The sequence below is a fragment of the Pseudodonghicola sp. genome (assembly GCF_048268305.1).
Lineage (GTDB): Bacteria > Pseudomonadota > Alphaproteobacteria > Rhodobacterales > Rhodobacteraceae > Pseudodonghicola.
On the sequence record NZ_JBLWVT010000013.1, the window covers coordinates 1 to 19,880 of the forward strand.

Consider the following 19,880-nt stretch of genomic DNA (forward strand, 5'->3'; position numbering starts at 1 on the left):
AGGTCATCGCGCTGAAGAGCCTCCTTGGCTGCCGCCGCCATCGGGCTCAGCTGGTCGCGGTCGAAGCCCTGATTGGTCACGTCATGTGCCACGATCAGATGCGTTTCTGTGTCGACAGGGCTCTGGACATTGTAGCCGACCATGCCGCTGTGCCGGGCGCTGATCGCAATGGCGCGGGCATCGGGATCGGTCAGGGAGATCTGCCCGTCGGGCGCATCGGCCAAGGCCTGCTCCATTGCCTTCAGCCGCTTGATTTCCTGCCGGATGCGGCCATAGCGACGCGCGAGATGGGCGACCTTGTCCGCCCGGGCCTCGCCTTCCTCCTGGCGGTCGATACGGGCCATGTCATCGACATACCGCGAGACATCAGCCTCCAGATGGGCCAGGCGGCTGTCGATCTTGTTCTTCGTGAAGTTGCGGTCGCGGCTGTTCACCGCCTTGAACTTGGCTCACCGTCGATGGCAACGCAATCGCCCCTCAGCACCCCGATCCGCCGGCATAGCGCCACGAACTGTGCGCAGGTCCTGCGGATCTCTGCCCCGTTATCACGCCGGAAATCGGCGATGGTCTTGTGGTCCGGCGCCAGGCGGCCGGTCAGCCACATCAGCTCGACATTGCGACCCGCCTCTCGCTCAAGGCGACGGCTGGACGGGATGCGGTTCAGGTAGCCGTAGATGAAGAGCTTCAGCAGCACAGCCGGATGGTAGCCCGGGCGACCGGTTCGGGCGGGCACACAACGCTCGAAACCGAGCGCCGGAAAATCGAGCTCCTCGACGAAGAGGTCGACGACACGGACCAGGTGATCCTCGCCGATTCAGTCCTCCAGACGATCAGGGAAAAGCGTGACCTGGTCTCGGTCGATGCCGTCGATGAAACCCGCCATCCTGGTCTCCCGTTGCCTCGCGGAAGCTTACCACGGGACAGCGTTTCCACACAGCCTCGGCCGAAACTGTCGAGGCGCCATGCTCTTGGACAACCATCCTGTTGGAGCGGACAGGAATTTCCAATATTCAACGCGGCATGCCTTCAGACCTTTCTCCACTGGAAGAGCGCCGGTTACACATGATGAAGCTTCTGCTGCGCCTGCCCGTGGCAGGGGTTGCCGAGGCATGGCCGACTGAAACTGCATGCCGAGAGCGCTTGATCGTCGCGCGGTGGCCTGGCGGGATAAGATGTCCGAAATGCGAAAGTGGGCAAATCGGTTTCTTGGAGAAACGGAAAAACTACCGCTGCAAGTCGTGCCGCCTTCAGTTTACTGCGCAATCGCATTCCCTTCTTCATCGCAGCCACGTTGATCTACAGAAGTGGTTTAGAACGACCGAACTTCTGATTTGGCACAATGCCCACCATCCCGATTTAAATTACCCAACCGGGCATGACCTGAAAGATCACCTCGAGATTTCGTACGCTGCGGCGCACGCGATCAAGAAGAAGATTCTAAAGGAGCTGCTTCTCCCCGACGGTGGACTGCTCGGGAGCTGTGTTTCCGTTGGCCCGGCAGTCAATGCGCCGGCCGACGTCCTGGCGGGCAGCTCCGATGAGTTGCTCTGGTACGACGCTCACATCACAACCTGACGCAATCGGCGCCCGACGCCCTAATCTCGACGTTGAGTTATCGAGATAGTCAATCCACAGCGTCGTCAGTTGGGCCGGTTCCATGACGCGCATTCCATTGTTAATCTGTCTTGGAAACGATGCCCGACAGCTGGCGAGAAGGACGCCGAAAGCCGCCTCTATCTGAGTTTGCGAAAATCTGAAGCAAGCTTTGTTCTCCGACATAATCCAATAAAATCATGTAGTTGATTGACCATCCTGCGTAATCGTGAGATTTCGCCGGCCCCGTAACTGTGCCCGATCGCAATCGACCAACAAGAAGGAAACGCCAGTCTAAGCTTCCGCGAAATGAAAAGCGCGCGCCACCTGGGCGCGCGCTGAAAGTTGGGGCGGGTCCGCCCTGATCATGCGCCGAACATAAGTGCCTCAAGGCACAACGGCAACTTTGGACCTCGCCCTCTATCGACAAACTTATCCGCGCGGCGCCGCCGCAGCGGACCGATGGAGATATGCCTGAGCCTGAAACTCTCTTGATACCCAACGGCGGCCTTAGAGGTCGGGTGATGTGTCGCGCATCGAACCCGCCGAACGCCTGAACTTCACCCAATCAACACGACATGCAGGCCAACCGGATTCTGAGTGGATCGGGACCGGTGTCACTATGCCTAGAGCGAAGAACTAATGCAGAACGACGATAACAACCCTACTGACCATTCCTTCACAACCCAGGTGGACGGACCTGTCTTCACGAGCGCTTGGATGGCTGAGAATAGCTCCATCAAGAGCCATGCTCCGCATGATCCGCAACCGCTTCGCTCGCATCGCAAGCCTTTCCGCAGTCGGGCAAAACGTGCGATCCCTAAGTCGACGAAGAAGCACTTCGTCGGCGAGTTGGTCTTTAATCGTGGTGAGAGCAGACAGCGTCTCGGCTTCGCCAGCTTGTACGAGCACAATGCTGCCCTTTGCTTCATCTACCGTCCCGACTTCCTGGACATTGAAGAACAGCTGGCATCGCTGCCGTTCGTCTTGCCCCACGGCAAGCCTTCGGAGCACTTCTTCGATTTCAGGGTGACATTCAAAGGTGGACGCCGCGTCTGCATTTCGGTGAAGCCGGAACGTATCGCGCAGACGTACATGTATCGTACGACGATGGCCTGCATCCGCCAGGCGGCCATCGGCAATATCTGCGATGATGTCCGGACTGTCACCGAACGGAACATCAATCCCATCGAGCTGCACAATGCGAAGCTCTTTCACTCGGCGCGCGACCCTGAGCCAGCACTTGATGCCTACGTCCGCAAGTGTCTGCGTTCTCTTGAAGGTCCGATCGGCATTGCTGACTTCCTCACCGGCATTGGCGTCGCTGGAGAGGGCTTTCGCAGCGTCGCACGAGCCATCCGGTTCGGCAACGCGAAGCTGTTTTGCCCGCACAAGATCACTGGGCGCACCATGATCGTTCGGGGGGAGTCTGCCTGATGGCCTTCCCCTTCAAGAAGAAAATCAAGGTCCTTCTCGAAAAGGGTTGCGACTTTCAGATCGGCGTTCGGAAGGGCCGCGTGCTCGAACTGCGCCCGGAAGGCTATCATGTCTTCTGGGAGGAATGGTGCGATCCCGACGGTGGCGAGTGCCACGAGAGCGCGGTCAGCATTTATGGCTACGACGCCGTTGTCACGGACAACAACTACGGCACGCTGCAGATCTTGAAACGTCCTCTGGCACAGCCGACGGCCCGCGAGCGGATCCGTCGCAGCGAGCGTGTCGCGACAGAGGTCGCCCGTCAGAAGTTCCGTAAGCAGCATGTCTTGGCGATCCAAGATATGTTGGATGCTGGTGAACTCGATCTTGTTCGGGATGATTTCTGCAACAAGATCGTGAGCATCGTGGCGAACGGTGCCAAGCGTTACCGTGAGTACTTGGCCGCCCTGTCCATGCGCGAAGCGAAACGGGGCGGGGCCAGGGTCCAAAAAAGCAAAAAGCACTACGAGCGCGCAGTCGAATTCCACCAGGGGTTCAAATGCGGGCATACCATGTGGAAATGGTACTGGGCTTGGAAGATCGACGGCGATGACGGTCTATTCGACAAGTATCGCAACTGCGGCCAGTACAAACGCTATGACGATGCCACCGACACCTTCATCGAACGTCACCTCCACATGCTTTGGGACCAGGAGCGTCCAACGGTAAAGTCTTTTGTCGAAAGCGTTCAATCCGCAATCGACGCCGAAAACGAGCGGCGTGAACGACTGCCAGTCCCGGCAGCCAAGCTGAAGCGTCCCGGGTACGAGTATATCGTAGACAAGATCCGAGAGCTTGCGCCAATGGATCATGCCCTGCGCAGGAAGAGTCGTGATCAGGCATACAAGGACCTTCACACCCTCGGCATGGGGGTCGAGACTTCGCGCGCTCTGGAGCGCGTCGAGGTCGACGAGTACACGGTCGACCTCTTCGTTCTCATGAAGGAAACTGAACTCTTCGACCACCTGCCTCAGTCCACTAAGAATCTGATCGGTCTCGACGGAAGGGCATGTCGCGTCACCCTGTCCGGCGCCATCGACGTTCACACCCGCTGCTTCCTGGCCCTGCAGATCGTGCCAAATGGCGTCGAGAGCCCGCTCGCCCAGACGCTGGAGATGGTCTACATGGACAAGTCCCCAGTTGCCGACGCGGCTGGTGCGACGTTCGGCTGGCCCATGGCAGGCGCGCCGGAAGCCATCGTATTTGATCGCGGTGACAAGTACATCACGGACGACGCATATGACGTTCTCGCAGATCTAGGCATCACCAACCTCGGCTGTCCGGCAGGCAAGCCTTGGTTGAAACCGTTTATCGAACGTGTTTTCCGAACAATTCACAGCGACCTGCTTCTCCGCTTCTCTGGACGTGCGTTCAGCAATGTTGTCGAGCGTGGAGAAAACGATGGCGGCGCTCGCGCAACTTTGACGCTCGAAACGTTCCTCTGTTGGCTCGTCCGCTGGGTGGTGGATGCCTATCACACCAGGAAACACGACGGGATCGGCATGACCCCGGCCAAGGCGTGGGAGAAGGCGCGCAAGGAATGCCCGCCCCGGTCATTGACCAGTGCCGAAATGCGCGAAGTCTTTGGCGTCAGGTCGCGTCGTAAGCTGTCCCGAAAAGGCGTGCGGGTTCACCACATCGACTACCAGTCGGACGCGCTCATGACGATGTTCCTCCGCGAGAAGGTGGATGACGTCGAGATCCTGCGCTGGGATGGAGATATCGGCGCCATCTCGGTCCGCGCAGACAAAGGCCCCTGGCTGACCGTGCCGGCATGCGATGAGAAATGGATCGGCAAGACCGAGCTCGACTTTATCGCCGAGCAGGCCGAAGAGGCCGATGAGGACGACATCGAGAAGCGCACTCGTCGCAACTGGATCAACAGCGCCAATCGCGAGTCTTATCGCCTGAAGCGGCTGGTCGGCCTCATCACCCTGCCGAAAACCGTCGACGACCTCGCTTATGAGGAACAGCGTTTTATGCGCCACGCAGATACCGCGGAGCGCCGCCGCAAGGCGGGCGAGTATCGCGACCTGATGGGTGACCTCGGTGAGACGTCCGACATCGCTCCCTTCACCCCCACCACCCAAGACGAAAAGAAACCTGTGGTCGAGCACGCCACACAGGACAGCAACGACCATACGATGGAGTAACTGAGATGATGGCCAAGACTGCGACCGCGATGCCGGCAACGATCACCGAAAAGACTTCTTGGCTGGAAGCGCGCTACTGGCGCTTCGGCACGGAGGACGAACTCGAGGACCAGTTGTTCGACCTCTTCGAGATCGATGATGAAGGGGCAATGACGGCCCAGCCCCGGATTGACCCGCTGACCGGGGAAAGCGGGGGGCTCATGGTGCTGGGGCGTTCCGGGGATGGGAAGACAGCGCTCCTGAAGCGGATGCTTCGCATAAACCCCGTCCTCACCGAGATGACCGACACGCAGCAGGGCAACACTCTCTACATTACGGTTCCGCCTGACGCGACCATCAAGAAGCTGGCCGAACTGATCCTGGCGAGGACGGGCTACCAGCGTGTCGAATCCCGGCTGCGTTCGTCCGACGCCTGGGAGATGGTCATGCACCGCCTGGCCCTTGTGGGGATCCGGACGATTATCATCGACGAATGCCACCACATCTTTCGACCAGGGCCAGGTCGTGATGTGCCCGGGGCCATCCAGTCCCTGAAACACATCATGCAATCGGCAGGCGGCGTGGCCTTGATCGTTGCCGGTGTTCCGAGCCTCCGCGATGCTATCCTGTCGGAGGCATCTGGCGAGACCTTCCGCCGGTTCCAGGAATTCTACCTGGGTGAGATCCAGCCGGGCAGCAAGGCGGCCTCTGATTTCTCGAAGAACATCGCGTATTCCGCCAAGTTTCTTGGACTCACCATCCCGGACGGTAGTGCCCTTGCCGAACGCATCCTGCTTGCCAGACACGGCCAGATCGGGCGCAGTGTCGAGCTTGGCAAGAGGATTTTGGCTGACGCCGTCACCCGCAAACGGGAAGAAATCTCGCTGGAGCGGGCCGAGGCCGTCTTTCGCAAGACCGACAGGTGCGTCGGTGTCACGCCTTTCCGCGCGACAGACTGGGAGACCGTTCAGCGGGAGTTGCAGGCAGTCGGATGGGGACAGTGACCATGCTGTCGCCGATGCTGCCCTTCGACCCGCAAGAGACCCTGACATCCTACGCTGATCGCCTGTCGATGTACCACACCGGTCGTGGGATGGAGCGGCTCCTCAAGGACTGCGGCATCCACCATGAGCACTTCGTTTCCGGCCGCCCTGAAGCCGTGGCCGGTCTGGCAGAGGCAACCGGGCATCCCTGCGCCGATCTCCATCGGAACGCCATTCGGGTGTTTCAGCGCGGCGGTGAGTTCCGTGGGGAGCCGACCTCGAAGTCCTTTCTCTTGCCGCAGGCCAAGCGCTACTGCCCCACCTGCCTTGTCGAGGACGGCAGCCCGACGGATTGGAAGTTTCGCCTGGTCTGGGGCTTCCGCCATGTGCAGCGATGCGACAGGCATGGGGTCTGGCTGGCGCCGACGAGCAACGCAGTTGCGACCAACCTCAGGGTCGCCTTGAATGAGGTGCCCATTGCGCTGCCCGTGAACGCCACCGAAGAAACTCTCACTTATCTCGGCTGGCTGCGCGGGCGGCTGGCGGGGGATGGTATCCCTGAGACATCATGGCTGGCTGATCAGACTCTCGAACAGGTTCTGGCCGCGTCCGAAATGATCGGCGGCGTCCTGCAGCACGGCCACAAGGTCAAACTGACCAGGCTGTCCCTGGCAGAGACCGAGGAGGCCACTGACATCGGCTTTTCGATCTACAGCGAAGGCCCTGACGCAGTTGAGGAAGTTCTGGACACCATTCGCAAGACGTCTCCCGCCAATGCCGTGCAGGCTGGCCCCCTGGCCTACTATGGCGCACTCTTCGACTGGCTGGACCGCCGGAGCAATTCCATTGATCCCGGGCCGATCCGCGACATCCTTCGAAACCATATCGTGAAGCATTCCGCTGTGGAGCCCGGCACCACGGTTCTGGGTGTGGAGATCACCGAACGGCGCTATCACACCCTCTACAGCCTGGCCGCCGTTGTTGGGATTGACCGTCCGCGTCTGTCGCGCCTCCTGAAGAAGCTCGGGGAGATCCCCGCCAATGCGACCGAGGTTGACTGCGGGAGGATGGTCTTCGAAGCGGCCACCGCGGTTCCGATGGTCGAGGCGTTCAAGACCGCGGTCCGCTTACGTGATGTCCCTGAGTATCTCGGGGCATCGAAGCGCCAGGTCGAAATCCTCTATCGCGAAGGGATCGTGCTGCCCTTAGTGCCCAGATCCGGACCCGGCTCAGTCCGCCATGTTGTCTTCGGACGGAAGCAACTGGATGAGCTTCTGGCCAGGATTGCCTGTTTGCCAGAAGTCGAGCGCTCCCGCGATCGGGATATCCACCCGATTTCCTATGCCTGTCAGCGTGGGGCCGGTCGCTTCGAACACCTCTTCGCCGAAGTTCTTCAGGGGAAAATCCCAGCTTTTCGAAATCCCGACCGGACGGGAATCGGAGCCATCGTTGTCGATGTCGGCACCCTGGTCGGCGCGAAAAACGCGACCTGAACAGTCATCGCACATCTGGAGAGCAAGCCCGCCTAGGCGGGCTTTTCCTTTTTGATTTCAAGGCTTCGCGGGATCTTACCCCAATTTTCGCGAAATCCTGGCCCCCAGTCCGAAATGTCGTAAATTAACCCATTGAATACAGGTGGTTTTTCGGATCGCACGGAGGCAACTTTGCCCGGACTTACAGCCTTTGTAAATCGGGGCAAAGTTGCGGCCGAATAGGCCACAAGATCCGGCCGAGCTATATTTTCAAGGCAATCGGAGGCGCCCACTGGGCGCCTTTAATATATGTGAGGCCAACCAGCCGCAGCAGGCTCTCGACGACCCCGGTTCGCCAGTGGGCTTGAACCAGTGGCGCCTTCACTGGCTCACTCTGCCTGAGCGCCATGCCGCGAACAGCACCTTCATCGTCAGACAGGTCTGGATGGCGGTGTCGCTGTGTCGGCCGGCCAGGTCCTGATCCCGCAGCTCGGGGCTGCGGGTCTGCTCATGCATCCCAGCTACCACGCTGGATTCACGAGATGACTCCATGTCGGGATCTGTGCATCAGAGCCCAACAGAGCCACAACCGGGCTCAAGTGCCCATTGGAAGAAAACTCTGTGGCCGGTCATTTACAGCAAGGAGAACAACAGCTTTTCGATTTTCGGAAGCGTTACATCCGTCGAATAAGTTTTCTCGATCCGCTTTCTGTTGCGGGTTCCTCTTTTTTTCGCGGCTTTGGGCGATTCTATGGTTTTCACGATCGCCTCTGAAATTTGATCAATGTCCGAGATATTCACGTGCAGGGCCTGAGATGACTTCGGAAGGGCCTCCCGAGTGGCTGCGTTGTCAGATACCACAAGAGGCGCTGCTGACGCCATCGCTTCTAGAAGCGACCATGAAATAATGAAGGGTCGTGTAAGATAGAGGTGACAATTGGTTCTGCGAAGCAGTCGCGCATATGACTCCAGCGGCAATCGGCCCACAAAATGAAGTCGGTCGGGATCGAAATCATGTTCGGCGAGGGCGCGCGATTTATATGTCTCGCCCTCCGGAAGTCTTGCGCCGTAATGCACGGTATCGGTGCCGGCCACGATACAATGGGCGTCAGGGCAGCGATGTTGAACTTTTTCCCAGGCGGCCATGAACTCCGGAAAACCGCGCATCGGCTCCATTCCGCGGGTTGCGAAGGTCACGACTGGCGTGGCTGGAGGGAGTGAAATATCCCCGATATCAATCGTTTCATCCGACTCTCGGGGATGGAACAGCCGGCAATCGACACCATCGGGAATAACATGGAGCTTTGATCTGAGTATCTCAGGAACATCTTCGCTCTGGAATGCGCTCGGCGAGAGTATTGCATCTGCCTGAACGGCATCGACCATAAATGGAATATTCCTGCACAGGGTTTGGGCGCGGGCATTCACAATTCGAACTGCGTTCAAATCTGCAGCATCCGCGGGAGAGGTTTCCGGCGGCTCATACCACCACTCCAAGTACTGCACGAATTTGGCATCCGGCCAGACGGTCTTGGAAAAACTCCCGCTCCCCCAACCCGAGTGTGCTACGATGATGTCAGGGAAAATTCCCATTTTCCGCATGTGGATCGCTGCATTGGCAAGGCCCTGACCTTCCAGTATCGCTTCTTCGGTGGTGTGCAGATAGGAATGTATATCGGGGTTGGGGCGTCTCTGTGGACGATACCCAATGATTTGGACGCCGCTGGGCAATTTGACAAATGTTCCGATCTTCGCGTCACCACGCCCCGATGCCGCGAAGACCTTATGGCCTGATCTTGCCAAGTGATCCGGGATATGGCGAAATTGGCCCGGGAAATTTCGGTGAATAAACAGGATCGTCTTTTTGTTTGTCATTGGCCGTATCCCCAGCGCGAGATGTGATCGGCAGCCTGCCGCGGCTTGAAGCCGGCGCCCTCCTTGGCAAGGACGTTCATCCCGCGACCGCCCGGGCCAAGGGGCTCTGCCCATCGCGGAAGGCGACGGCAGGGGGCGGCGTCCTTGGCTGAAAGCATCGCTGGCGCGGCTTTCGCGACTTCGGCCATCACCTGCCTGTTGCCGATCTCTTTCGCGATGCCCCTCACGCGGGGCGCAGTACCCCTCCGTCCTGGGCAAGTGGGGCCGCACCGCTCGAGCGACTGGCGTGACAAAGCGGTCGTGCCGGCAACCATCAGTCCGCCAATCCATATTTCTGCAGAAACAGCACGCAACGCTCGACCGTGAGCCTGTTCCAGCCGAGATCGCTCGCCAGCTCATCTATCGTGCCGCCTGATGCGCCACGTGCGATCAGCGCCGCCAGGACGCCTTCCAGCGTTGAGATTTTCTCAGCGGGGCGGCCCAACCTGTCATAACCGCGCACTTCAAAAATCAGTTTGAGGCGCGCCGCATCGCCAACGGCGACCACCCTGTCATCCGAGCGATTTGCGAGCGCCGTCGGATAGCTTCCGAAGATATCCATTGGCGCCGGACCGATGGGATTATGGTGTGAGCCTCTGCCCTCTAGATTGCCCGAGGTCAGGCGAATGGAAGTCAGCTCTGCCCAGAAGTCCTGGATCTTCGGGATGATCACGCTCCAATCATACTCGTTCTTGACGCGAAGCTTTCCGGCAGTGCCCATGCGCCGGCGCATCTGCGCGTCGCGTGCCAGCGCAACGAAGGCCGCGGTCATCTGGCGCAGGTCGATCTGGGTCAGCATGGACAGCCGGTTGCCGTATTGCGCATAGGAAAGCTCGCCGGACAGGTAGCCTGCCGCCTCTGGCTGGCTGGCGTCGGCGCCCACACTGCGGGTCGGAACCCGGATGCCAACATCGGGCGATACGGTGTCGCGTATCCCGTCCCAGTCCGACGCCACCACCGGCAATCCCGCGGCCATGGCCTCGATCGGCGACAGGCCGAAGGTCTCCTGAATATTGTCGATCGGAAAGGCGAAAATGTCGCCGGCCGACAGCGTCTGCTTGCGCAAGACCGGGTCATCGCCGGGAAGATGATGATAGGGGACCGAGGGCATCAGGTTCCGCGCACAATCGTTGAAGACCGTCTCGCTGTGGTTGTCGCCGAAGATGCCACAGGCTATGAAATGCAGCCGTTTTTCCTTCCCCAGCTGCTCCTGCGCCTCTTGCAGCGCGATGAACAGGGGGCCGGGATCGAACTTGCCGTAGGGCAGCAATCGCGCGACCGTGACCACCGCGATATCGTCTTCACCCCATTTCATCTGTTCGCGCAGGGTCGCCCTGGCCTGGGCGTCAGCAGAGAAATCGTCGCTGTTGATGCCAAGCGGAATGACTGGCAGCTGCGGGTGGGGCGGAACGCTGCCAAAGCGGTTGCGCAAGAAAGCCTCGGCGATTTCCAGGTTGCGAACCGTCGCGGCATGGACCGCGCGGGAGGTGCAGATCACGCCGTCCCACTCGGCCTGAGGTCCGGCCCGGAGATCGAAGAAGCCGCGCATGACCGATTGTGTCGCGGTGGTGTGCGTGATCCCGCAGATCGAATAGCGTGACATCCCGAAGGCTTGGCGCTGCCAGCAATGGTCGGCAAAGTTCGGAGCGGGAAAATACAGGGTGCCGACCGGTGCAATTCTGGGGGTCTGGCCGTGGAATACGGCGCGGTGAGGCTTCGTGGGAGCGTAGCGGTCCTTGACCGCGGCAAAGTCCTTGCTGCCGTCGTGCCCTCGCGTCAGGGATACGAATTCATCCACATCGGCGTGGCTGAAGAAGCCCTTGAGGAATGACTCGCCCGCCATGCGGCGCCCGTTGATCCCGTTCGTGCCGGGATCATAGCCATCGCGCGCATACCAGATGGCGGCGTTTCGGCTGGCCTTACTCAATGCGTTCCATCCATAACCAAGGCGTGGGTCCCTTGCGCCATTCCCAAAGTGCGGTGAGCCGATCAAGGTCGCTGAGCTCTTCCATCCAGTCCGGCAGCACGCCGGTTTCAAGGTCCCGCGCCAGCTTGGTGACCCGATGGGTGGGCGCAAACCGCTTGGCAATCGCATCGGACAGGCCGGGACGGTCGCAGTCATGGACCTCGACAAGGATATCGGCACCTTGCAAACCTGCCGCCCGGCACGGGTCCAGCAAGCCGTCCTCGGCGCCCTCGATGTCGCAAATCACGACGCTTCTGGCCTTCAGGCAGATGTCGAAATGCTCATGCCCCCATTCGCCACCGATCTCGACGCGGTCGAGCACGCCGTTGCGCTGAGCCAGCGCCGCGCAAGCCTCGCGCGCGGCCGGGCTGGCATCGCGTGCGATCACCTTCGCCTCCGGCAGCCGCCGGGCCAGACCGACGGCATAATAGCCTTCGGCACAGCCAATATCGATCACCAGGTCATAGGCGCGCGCGACGATGGTCTCGATGATCGGCGCCAAAGAGGCCTCGTAGCCGCCCAGCAGGCGTGGCACGCGCGCCCCTTCGGTCGCGGGAATACCGTATTCCATTCCGGCGAAGGGACCGCTCCCGATCACGGTGCCCTGCCGCCGAACCAGGGTGTTTTCGATCAAGTGCGCGCGCCATTTCGCCAATAGCCTGTAGGCCTGGGCCAGAGATTCGATCGACGGCTCCCGCTCAGCCAGTGATCGCAATTGCGATGTCACAGCCAGGGTGAGACCGGAGGCTTGCCCCGATGCCTTCGCGGGTCTTGCCCCTTGGTCGTCGCGACGTTGCAAGGGGCCGGCCCCCTGTGCCGTGTCCTTGCGATGATAGCCCAGCGTCGCTTCCTGTTGAGGATCAAGCTCGCTCCACAGGAAATCGCGATCCGCTGCGTCTAACGGCTCATATTCCCCCGGCTCGAACAGCCCTTCGCTCTGGCGCCCGCGACGCGCGGCGACGGGCTCGAAATCCGGGCCTCTCGGCACCCCGAACCGTTCGGAAACGGCCTGAAGGAACCCCTCCGGATCCTCCGCCACGTCTTCATGCCTGACCAGGATGCAATTGCCGAACCGATGCGGCAAAGACAGGAAACCGGCATTCTTGGCGGTGCGCAGCGCGCAGATATTGGAGAACCTCTCGCCGGTCAGCGGATGGCGGTCCCATTGCAGCTCGGCCCCCAGGACCGGGTCGTCTTCGCCGAGACCGAAATTCGGCTCATCCGCCCGGGATACCCATTGCGCGCGCAGGAAGGCCTGAAAGGGCAGGGTGCGAAGCCGCGGGTCCGCATGCCATGGCCGTCGGTGCATGCTGCGCAGCCAGGCCTCGGGCTCACGGAACACCCCGATTGCCAGGGTGGTGACCGGCGCGGCCAGCATCTGCGGGAAGGCGTGTTTCCAACCGTAGCGAAAGCCGGACGGGCCGACCCGGTCCCCCGGGCTGTCGGCAAACGCCGGAAAGTTTCGCCGGACCAGCTCCATCGCGTGGTTGGTGCCGGAATTGCGTTCGCCGAATACCATCGCGGCCGACAGATCCGCCGGCGTTGTCCTGATCGCTATGGTGGGGAACCGGCTCATGCCGGAGCGGTCGCGCCGCCGGGCGCGGTGAAACGTTGCATGTCAGGCGCCATCCTGTCCCCGGTCCTTCGGCACCAGAAGCGTCTTGGGGCGCGCCGCCTCGGCGGCCCGAAACAGGCTGAAGGTCTGATTGACATAGGAGGCCACCCCCTCCATCGACTTCATCCAGCGCTCGATCTCGGGGGTGCGTTCCACCGGCACGACCTGCACCGGACGGTCCGGGCCATCGGCCTCGAACTGGCAATAGAACAGCGGATCGCCCCGCTTCAGGATCAGATCCTTGCCGGTGTCGTGCCATTCGAACGCCCAAATGAGCGGCCGCACCCAGGCGTGGATCGGGAACCGCCCACCAAAGATTGTGCCGGGCAGCGGTTCGGAGCGGTAATGCGCGAAGGAATCGAGCTGCGTGATGTAGCAGATTTCCTCCGCGACGAAGCAATACCCCAGGGACAACTGGATCGTCGGCTTTTCCGAGTAGCGCCACTCGCTCTCCTGCACCAGGTGCACGACCTTGCCCAGCTTGCCTGCCCGGAGCGTCCCGCGCGGTCCGGCGCGGTTCACCAGCTGGGGCTGCCCCTTGTCGCCGCGCGTGAAACCGATGTGGATGTCGAAAGGGCAACGGATCAGGAAATAGCGGCTTTCCAGCTGCACCACAGCCGGGCAACGCGCCGCCGATTTGGCGTGCGTCTTATTCGTGCCGCGGAAACTCACGCGTTCGGGCGGGAACATCACGATTGAGGAGGTATCGTGATCCATGAACCAGCCGACCGTCACCGGCCCCGACTTCGGGCTGAAGTCGGGGCGCTGAAAGGTGATACCGATCTCCATCATTCCCCCACCTTCGTCGCGTCCCAAGGCAGTCAAGCGCCTTGGGGCCCACGTTTCCGTCATGCTGCCTCAAGCAGCGGCTTGCTGTTCTTCGCGATGCGCCCTGCAAGGCTGCGTGCCTCGCGCCCTTTCAACAGAATGCGGGCGCCGTCCGGGCACTCTTCCTCGCCCCAGGTCTCCAGTTCCGGGAAAATCGAGACGATCTCTTCGATGACCTCAGGCGGGAACGACTTGAGCGCCTGCGCCCCGGTGTAAAGCGACTCCGTCATGGCGCCGTTGGAAAAGACCACCTCGTGCCGGCTGCAGAGGAAGTGCCAATAGGTCACCTCGGTCACATCTTCAGCCACCTCGACACCCTCAATGTCGAGCAATTGCTTGGCTGCGGCCAGAACCTCATGCTCGCCGAACATGCGCTTGGCCACTTTCGAGCGGATCAGCACGCGGTGCTGCGGCGAGACCAGAAGATCACTCTCAGGCAGCCCGCCGCCGAGCGCGCCCTTGCGGATGCGGATCGGTCGAAGTTTCGGCTCGGCTGCAAGGCGCCCGGCATCAATGTGGCGCGACCCGATCCAGCGGATTTCCTGGGCGCCGTTGTCGGCCGTCATGACCACATCGCCCGCATGAAGATCTTCGATCGCGACCTCGCCGTCCGGTGTCATGATCCGCGTGCCCGAGGTGAAACAGACCACATTCGTCTGATCCCAGGTCAGCCCGCCGGTGATGCCGGTCATGGTCAGCGTCGGCCCGCCCATGTCGGTGCCGTTGAAGCTGATGACGCCATCCAACAGGTCGTGGTTCATTGCCTGGATCGGCTGTTTGAAGCTCGTGCCGTTGGCGGCGTTGTAAGCTGCAAGCGTCGAGTCGTTGAAAATACCGCTCAGGTCGATGAAATCGTTGTTGCTCTGATTGCCGTCGGTATAGGGGCCGCCGCTGTCGACCGCAAAGTCGGTGATGATATCGTTGCTGGCCTGGTCCCAGTAGAAATGGTCGTCACCGGTTCCGCCGGTCAGCGTGTCATCGCCGGCGCCGCCATCTACTGTGTCGTTGCCGGTCCCGCCGTACAGCGCGTCGTTGCCGGCCTCGCCCAACAGCGTGTCGTTGCCCGCGTCGCCCTCCAGATTGTCGTTGTCGTCACCGCCCGACAGATTGTCGTTGCCATCGCCGCCGGAGAGTGAATCGTTCCCGGCGCTCCCAAGCAGGGTATCATTGCCGGCCTCGCCCCACAGACTGTCGGCGCCATTGCCACCCGACAGGCTGTCGTTGTCTGCCCCGCCGAACAACGAGTCATTGCCGGCACCGCCCCAGATGCTGTCCGCGCCGGCACCGCCGTACAGCGTGTCATTGCCGGCCTCGCCAACCATGTAGTCATTGCCGTCGCCGCCATCGAGGAGGTTCCCGGCCGTGTCGGTGACCCCGTCGCCCGTTCCGGCCCAGAGCGTGTCATTGCCGGTGCCGCCAAAGAGCGAGTCCGCGCCGACACCGCCCTTCAGAGAATCCGCATCATCGCCGCCATAGAGCTCATCATTGCCGACCTCGCCGTAGAGACTGTCATTCCCGGCGGTGCCCCAGATCGTGTCATTGCCATCGCCGCCCTGGACGAGGTCATCGCCGGCCGGGTTCGTTGCATCGCCACCGTCGATCTCATCGTCGCCGGTCCCGCCGTAGATCGTGTCATTGCCGCTGCCGCCCGTAATCGTGTCATTGCCGGCCTCCCCACTGAGCAAGTCATTGCCGGCATTGCCCCAGATCGTGTCATCGCCATCGCCGCCATAGACCTGATCGTCGCTGATCGGATCCGAGACATCACCGCCGCTGATCAGATCGTCACCGAGACCGCCGTAGATCGTGTCGTCCCCGGTATTGCCGGCAATCGAGTCGTTGCCATCGCCGCCCAAAATGGAGTCATTCCCGGCGCCGCCGCGCAGATCATCGTTCCCGAGCCCGCCGTCGATGGTGTCATCCCCGACGGTGAGGGCATCGTTGGCGTCGCCCCAGATCGTGTCGTCCCCGGCTCCGCCAAGGACCGAGTCACTGCCGTCACCACCGGAGATGCTATCGTTACCGGCACCACCATCGATTGAATCGCTCCCAGCATCGCCGTTGATCGTATCGTTGCCGGCTTCACCCCAAATCGAATCGTTGCCGTCCTGCCCGAACAGCCCGTCATCACCGAAGCCGCCGAGGATGGAATCGTTGCCGGCTGCACCCCAAACCGAATCGTTGTCATCCTGCCCATACAGCCTGTCATCGCCGACGCCGCCGACGATCGTGTCGTTGCCAGCTTCACCCCAAATCGAATCGTTGCCGCCCTCCCCAAACAGTCGGTCGTTGCCGAGGCCGCCGACGATCCCATCGTTGCCGAGGCGGCCGGCGATCGTGTCGTCGCCACCATAGCCGTACATCGAATCGTTGCCGGTAGTGCCGTTGAGGGAATCGTTGTTAGGGCCGCCATAAATGTTCGCCATGTGACTCTCCCAAACCCTTTACTGAACAGTACAAATCCAGATCGGCTCTGCGCCGCCCTCGGCGCAGCCATTGCCGTTCTGGCTCAAAATGAGGTCTTCGCCGACGCCACCGTAAAGGTGGTCATCTCCGTCTGCGCCGAAGAGCGCATCACTGCCGCCCCGGACGTACAAAGGATCATTGCCCTCGGCGCCAGCGAGGTCGTCGTCCCTGCCGCCGAAAATCAGGTTGTTGCCGTTCGTAGCGAAAATGCAGTCACCGCCGCGATATCCGTGAATCGTATCGCTATTGGCCGAGCCGGTGAGTGTATCGTTTCCTACGGTGCCTTTGGCCATTTGACGGGCTCCCTGTGGCGTTCGACGCACATTGCAAACTGGGTAAGATGCAGATCCCGTTGAGGTGCGGCCTCGTCCACAGCCTCACGGATTGCTCCCCCCAGTGGCGCGAGTGGTATTGCTGAAATTGCCAGCTCCCCAACAATCGAGACAAACCGTCGCACTAACTAAATGGGTTGCAGATGCTTGCCGGCCTAGGAACTTCGCTACTGCCATCCATCGTTGACGCCTGGCAGCGAATGCGATGTCGCGCCAAGGGCCGGGATGCGGGGGTGTCGCAGTCCGCCCGGGGCGACGCGCTGTGCCGGTCAGGCTTTCTCACCCGCCTCATTCCGGCAGCGGAACGGGGCGCCCTCCGGCGAGGGGTCTTCGCGCCGAGCCACCTGGAGGAAGTTCTCTCAAAGATCGGCGAGCTGCCGGAGATGACCGAAGATCAGGATGCCGGTGATCGAGATGACGGCATCAGTCGACATCATCCCAAACCTTCCAATACCAACCAGCCTCCGGTCGCGGCTGGATGAATGTTCAGTGGCTGGTCATTGCCTATGCGCCAGTCGGCGACCGAAACGCATCCTCCAGCAAGTCGAGGAAAGAGCGCACTGCGGGATTGCCGCTTCGGCTTTTCGGCCAGATCGCGGTGATATCGCTCCGTTCCACGGCCAGGGCTTCGAGTACAGGCACGAGCGCACCACGGTCTGCATGAGGGTACGCAAGCAGAGCCGATGTCATTCCGATCCCCGCCCCCGTCAGGAGGGCAGAGATCAGGGCATCACTGGCATCCACGACAATCGCCGCATCGGGGATGATCTCGACGATCCGGCTGCCGCTCCGGAAAGGCCATCGCAGCAATTGGCCCGAACTCTGAAAGCGCAGCGCGACCGTATCGTGGACGGCGAGGTCGGACGGAGTCTGAGGATGGCCTCGCTCGGCCAGATACTGAGGTGATGCGAAGCAGCACAGCCTCTGCGATGCCAGCTTGCGCGACATAAGTCGTGAATCCGCCAGATCACCGATGCGGATGGCGACATCTATCCCTTGATCCACGAGATCGACGATTTGATCGCTCAGCCGCAGGTCAATCGTGACCTTCGGATGCTGCCTTCGGAACGCCGCCAGTGCTGGGGCGACGACATGGATGCCCAGGGGCAGCGGTGCTGCGATCCGCAGCCTCCCGGATGGTTCGGCGCGCAGGCTGGTGGCGGCCTGCTCGATGTCCTCTGCCGCCTCGATCAGGCGCAGCGCGCGCTGGTGCAGGTCCTGGCCTTCGGTCGTCAGTGTCAGGGATCGGGTCGTCCGAGTGAAGAGGGAAACGCCAAGCTGGTCCTCGAGGCGGCGCACGCTCTTGCTCACAGCCGAGGGGGAAACCGATAGCGACCGCGCCGCCGCAGAGTAACTGCCCAAAGAACCGGCCCGAGCGAAGGCGATGAGGCCGGTCAGGCGTTCGAGTCCAATTTGTTCCATAAGGGCACAACTATAATTATATCAGGAGGCATTATTAACCTGCGGCACGGTGTGTATCTACCCCTCATCAGCGAATATGGATGAAGAGGAACAGCCCGTGACCCAGATGATGAAAGCCGCCCGCCAGCACGCCTTCGGCGGACCCGAGGTTGTCGTATACGAAGACGCGCCGGTTCCGGACCCGGCCCCCGGCGAAATCCGTATCCGCGTGAAGGCCGCAAGTCTCAACCCGCCTGACTGGTATCTGCGCGATGGCTACCGGGCTTTGCCGCCCGACTGGCAACCCGAGGGGGATTTTCCGCTTATCCTCGGGACAGACATTTCGGGAGTGGTCGACGCGGTGGCCGAAGATGTGGCGGGGTTCTCCCCCGGGGATGAGGTCTACGCGATGGTGCGCTTTCCGGAGGGCATGATGGGTCAGTCCATGGGACATGCGGAGTATGTCACGGCCCCGGCGGACCAAGTGGGGAAAAAACCTGCATCTATCGACCACGCGGCCGCCGCAGGGGCGCCGATGTCGCTCCTGACCGCCTGGCAATTTCTGATTGAATTGGGGCATGAGGTGCCCAATCCCTTTCAGGCAAAGCCCCATGTCCCCGTTCCTTTGAAGGGCAAGCGGGTGCTGGTGAATGGTGCTGCCGGGGGTGTCGGACATCTCGCACTGCAGGTGGCCAAATGGCAGGGTGCGCATGTGATCGCCGTCGCCTCGGGACGGCATGGCGACCTGCTGCGCGATCTCGGTGCGGATGAGGTCGTTGATTACACGCAAGTCAAAGTCGAAGAAATCTACCGAGATCTGGATCTCGTGATCGATTGTGTCGGCGGTGCACCCGCTGCGCGGTTCCTCGAAACGCTGGCACGGGGCGGAGCACTGTTCATTGTCAATCCGCTGGGCTTTGATGGTTACGCCGAGGCCGATCGCCGCGGCATTACCATCTCCGCCACACAGGTGCGCTCCAATGGCGCGCAGCTTGATGCGGCGTCATCCCTGCTGGGCGACGGGACGATTCGTGTGGTCATCGATTCCGAATTTTCGCTATCAGAGGTCGCGAAGGCCCACGCCCGCGCCGCCGAAGGGCACATTCAGGGCAAGATTATTCTGAATATCGCCTGACGTGAAAACACCTTCGAACGCCGATGCCTGAATCGGCGCTCGGAGGCCATCTCCAGGACCATCAACATGACAGATGACACCAGACTGCCCGCCGGCAGCCGCCAATGGCTGACAATGGTCGGAGAGCGCCTGCAACAGGCCGCGCAGCATGCCGATCTCCCATCTGAGCAGACCGTTTCGCTGGTCGAACGCTACAGCGATGGGGAAGAGATCGCACCGGGACTGGTTCAGGGCCTCCGCTTCGATATTCTGTGTGGTGTTCCCTCCTTCCGGATCGGTGCTGCCCCGGAGGAAAAGGCGGACATCACGGTCGAGGTGACGTCCGAGGCGGCACGCAGGCTCAATCAGCTCTTCAGCACGGATCCCGCCTATGCTCTCGCCCTTGAAGAATATCTGAAAAGTGGCGCTCTGCGCATGTGCGGAGACCCGGCGAAACTTGGTGCATGGTTCGGGGCGGTCCATGACGATATCGTGCGTCGGACGGATTTGAATGTCTTGGACTGACCTGGTTCGGCAAGTCCGCTGAAATCGAGCGCCTGCTCGGTGAGGTCAATGACGGCAGCACCC

14 protein-coding genes and 1 pseudogene are annotated in these 19,880 nt (G+C 61.2%); 7 read left to right on the forward strand and 8 right to left on the reverse strand.

Translation table 11 applies throughout. From position 1 onward, the window contains the following. Window positions 1-883: pseudogene (locus ACN0V4_RS19725) on the reverse strand (transposase); the annotation flags it as partial. Between the two features lie 179 nt (window positions 884-1,062). On the opposite strand from ACN0V4_RS19725, the gene ACN0V4_RS19730 reads away from it, so the two are divergent. From ACN0V4_RS19730 to ACN0V4_RS19750, 5 genes are all read left to right on the forward strand, one after another. Beyond that, window positions 1,063-1,575 (forward strand): transposase, encoded by a 513-nt coding sequence (locus tag ACN0V4_RS19730; RefSeq protein WP_417679317.1) that lies wholly within the window; start codon window positions 1,063-1,065, stop codon window positions 1,573-1,575. Window positions 1,576-2,235: 660 nt separating this feature from the next. Next, window positions 2,236-3,030 (forward strand): hypothetical protein, encoded by a 795-nt coding sequence (locus ACN0V4_RS19735; protein WP_417679319.1) that lies wholly within the window; start codon window positions 2,236-2,238, stop codon window positions 3,028-3,030. Then, entirely contained in the window at window positions 3,030-5,222 is a 2,193-nt protein-coding gene (locus ACN0V4_RS19740; RefSeq protein WP_417679321.1) for a hypothetical protein, read from the forward strand. The genes ACN0V4_RS19735 and ACN0V4_RS19740 overlap by 1 nt, the downstream gene beginning before the upstream one ends. A gap of 5 nt (window positions 5,223-5,227) precedes the next feature. Further along, entirely contained in the window at window positions 5,228-6,205 is a 978-nt protein-coding gene (locus tag ACN0V4_RS19745; RefSeq protein WP_417679323.1) for a TniB family NTP-binding protein, read from the forward strand. Window positions 6,206-6,207: 2 nt separating this feature from the next. Next, complete coding sequence (locus tag ACN0V4_RS19750) at window positions 6,208-7,677, forward strand: TniQ family protein (protein WP_417679395.1); 1,470 nt, start codon at window positions 6,208-6,210, stop codon at window positions 7,675-7,677. 612 nt (window positions 7,678-8,289) lie between these two features. Here the strand turns inward: ACN0V4_RS19750 and ACN0V4_RS19755 are convergent. The 7 genes from ACN0V4_RS19755 to ACN0V4_RS19785 all read right to left on the reverse strand — a co-directional run bounded on the left by ACN0V4_RS19755 (window position 8,290) and on the right by ACN0V4_RS19785 (window position 18,199). Next, window positions 8,290-9,531 carry a glycosyltransferase gene (locus tag ACN0V4_RS19755; RefSeq protein WP_417679325.1) on the reverse strand — a complete coding sequence of 414 codons (1,242 nt, stop codon included), beginning with the start codon at window positions 9,529-9,531 and terminating at the stop codon, window positions 8,290-8,292. Window positions 9,532-9,844: 313 nt separating this feature from the next. After that, window positions 9,845-11,497: a glycosyltransferase family 4 protein gene (locus ACN0V4_RS19760; RefSeq protein ID WP_417679327.1), complete on the reverse strand. Its 1,653-nt coding sequence runs from the start codon at window positions 11,495-11,497 to the stop codon at window positions 9,845-9,847. Then, the gene (locus ACN0V4_RS19765; protein ID WP_417679328.1) at window positions 11,490-13,112 is read right to left on the reverse strand and encodes a hypothetical protein; all 1,623 of its coding nucleotides are present in this window, start codon (window positions 13,110-13,112) and stop codon (window positions 11,490-11,492) included. The genes ACN0V4_RS19760 and ACN0V4_RS19765 overlap by 8 nt, the downstream gene beginning before the upstream one ends. A 42-nt stretch (window positions 13,113-13,154) precedes the next feature. Next, on the reverse strand, window positions 13,155-13,940 hold the full coding sequence (locus ACN0V4_RS19770; RefSeq protein ID WP_417679330.1) for a hypothetical protein: 786 nt from the start codon (window positions 13,938-13,940) through the stop codon (window positions 13,155-13,157). Between the two features lie 59 nt (window positions 13,941-13,999). Next, entirely contained in the window at window positions 14,000-16,405 is a 2,406-nt protein-coding gene (locus tag ACN0V4_RS19775) for a Hint domain-containing protein (RefSeq protein WP_417679332.1), read from the reverse strand. A gap of 18 nt (window positions 16,406-16,423) precedes the next feature. Then, complete coding sequence (locus ACN0V4_RS19780; protein ID WP_417679334.1) at window positions 16,424-16,738, reverse strand: calcium-binding protein; 315 nt, start codon at window positions 16,736-16,738, stop codon at window positions 16,424-16,426. A gap of 543 nt (window positions 16,739-17,281) precedes the next feature. Then, a complete protein-coding gene (locus tag ACN0V4_RS19785) occupies window positions 17,282-18,199 on the reverse strand; it encodes a LysR substrate-binding domain-containing protein (RefSeq protein ID WP_417679336.1) in 918 nt (305 codons plus the stop codon). A 106-nt stretch (window positions 18,200-18,305) separates the two neighbouring features. Here ACN0V4_RS19785 and ACN0V4_RS19790 point away from each other — a divergent pair, with 106 nt between their 5' ends. Together ACN0V4_RS19790 and ACN0V4_RS19795 are read left to right on the forward strand one after the other, a co-directional pair. Next, window positions 18,306-19,313 carry an NADP-dependent oxidoreductase gene (locus ACN0V4_RS19790; protein WP_417679397.1) on the forward strand — a complete coding sequence of 336 codons (1,008 nt, stop codon included), beginning with the start codon at window positions 18,306-18,308 and terminating at the stop codon, window positions 19,311-19,313. Window positions 19,314-19,379: 66 nt separating this feature from the next. Next, complete coding sequence (locus ACN0V4_RS19795; protein WP_417679338.1) at window positions 19,380-19,817, forward strand: hypothetical protein; 438 nt, start codon at window positions 19,380-19,382, stop codon at window positions 19,815-19,817. Window positions 19,818-19,880 lie beyond the last annotated feature (63 nt).

Coding starts and splice junctions, on each gene's coding strand:
- ACN0V4_RS19780 (WP_417679334.1), bottom strand. CDS start 16,738: ATGGCCAAAGGCACCGTAGGAAACGATACACTCACCGGCTCGGCCAAT.
- ACN0V4_RS19735 (WP_417679319.1), top strand. CDS start 2,236: ATGCAGAACGACGATAACAACCCTACTGACCATTCCTTCACAACCCAG.
- ACN0V4_RS19755 (WP_417679325.1), bottom strand. CDS start 9,531: ATGACAAACAAAAAGACGATCCTGTTTATTCACCGAAATTTCCCGGGC.
- ACN0V4_RS19765 (WP_417679328.1), bottom strand. CDS start 13,112: ATGAGCCGGTTCCCCACCATAGCGATCAGGACAACGCCGGCGGATCTG.
- ACN0V4_RS19750 (WP_417679395.1), top strand. CDS start 6,208: ATGCTGTCGCCGATGCTGCCCTTCGACCCGCAAGAGACCCTGACATCC.
- ACN0V4_RS19795 (WP_417679338.1), top strand. CDS start 19,380: ATGACAGATGACACCAGACTGCCCGCCGGCAGCCGCCAATGGCTGACA.
- ACN0V4_RS19730 (WP_417679317.1), top strand. CDS start 1,063: ATGATGAAGCTTCTGCTGCGCCTGCCCGTGGCAGGGGTTGCCGAGGCA.
- ACN0V4_RS19745 (WP_417679323.1), top strand. CDS start 5,228: ATGATGGCCAAGACTGCGACCGCGATGCCGGCAACGATCACCGAAAAG.
- ACN0V4_RS19790 (WP_417679397.1), top strand. CDS start 18,306: ATGATGAAAGCCGCCCGCCAGCACGCCTTCGGCGGACCCGAGGTTGTC.
- ACN0V4_RS19785 (WP_417679336.1), bottom strand. CDS start 18,199: ATGGAACAAATTGGACTCGAACGCCTGACCGGCCTCATCGCCTTCGCT.
- ACN0V4_RS19775 (WP_417679332.1), bottom strand. CDS start 16,405: ATGGCGAACATTTATGGCGGCCCTAACAACGATTCCCTCAACGGCACT.
- ACN0V4_RS19740 (WP_417679321.1), top strand. CDS start 3,030: ATGGCCTTCCCCTTCAAGAAGAAAATCAAGGTCCTTCTCGAAAAGGGT.
- ACN0V4_RS19770 (WP_417679330.1), bottom strand. CDS start 13,940: ATGGAGATCGGTATCACCTTTCAGCGCCCCGACTTCAGCCCGAAGTCG.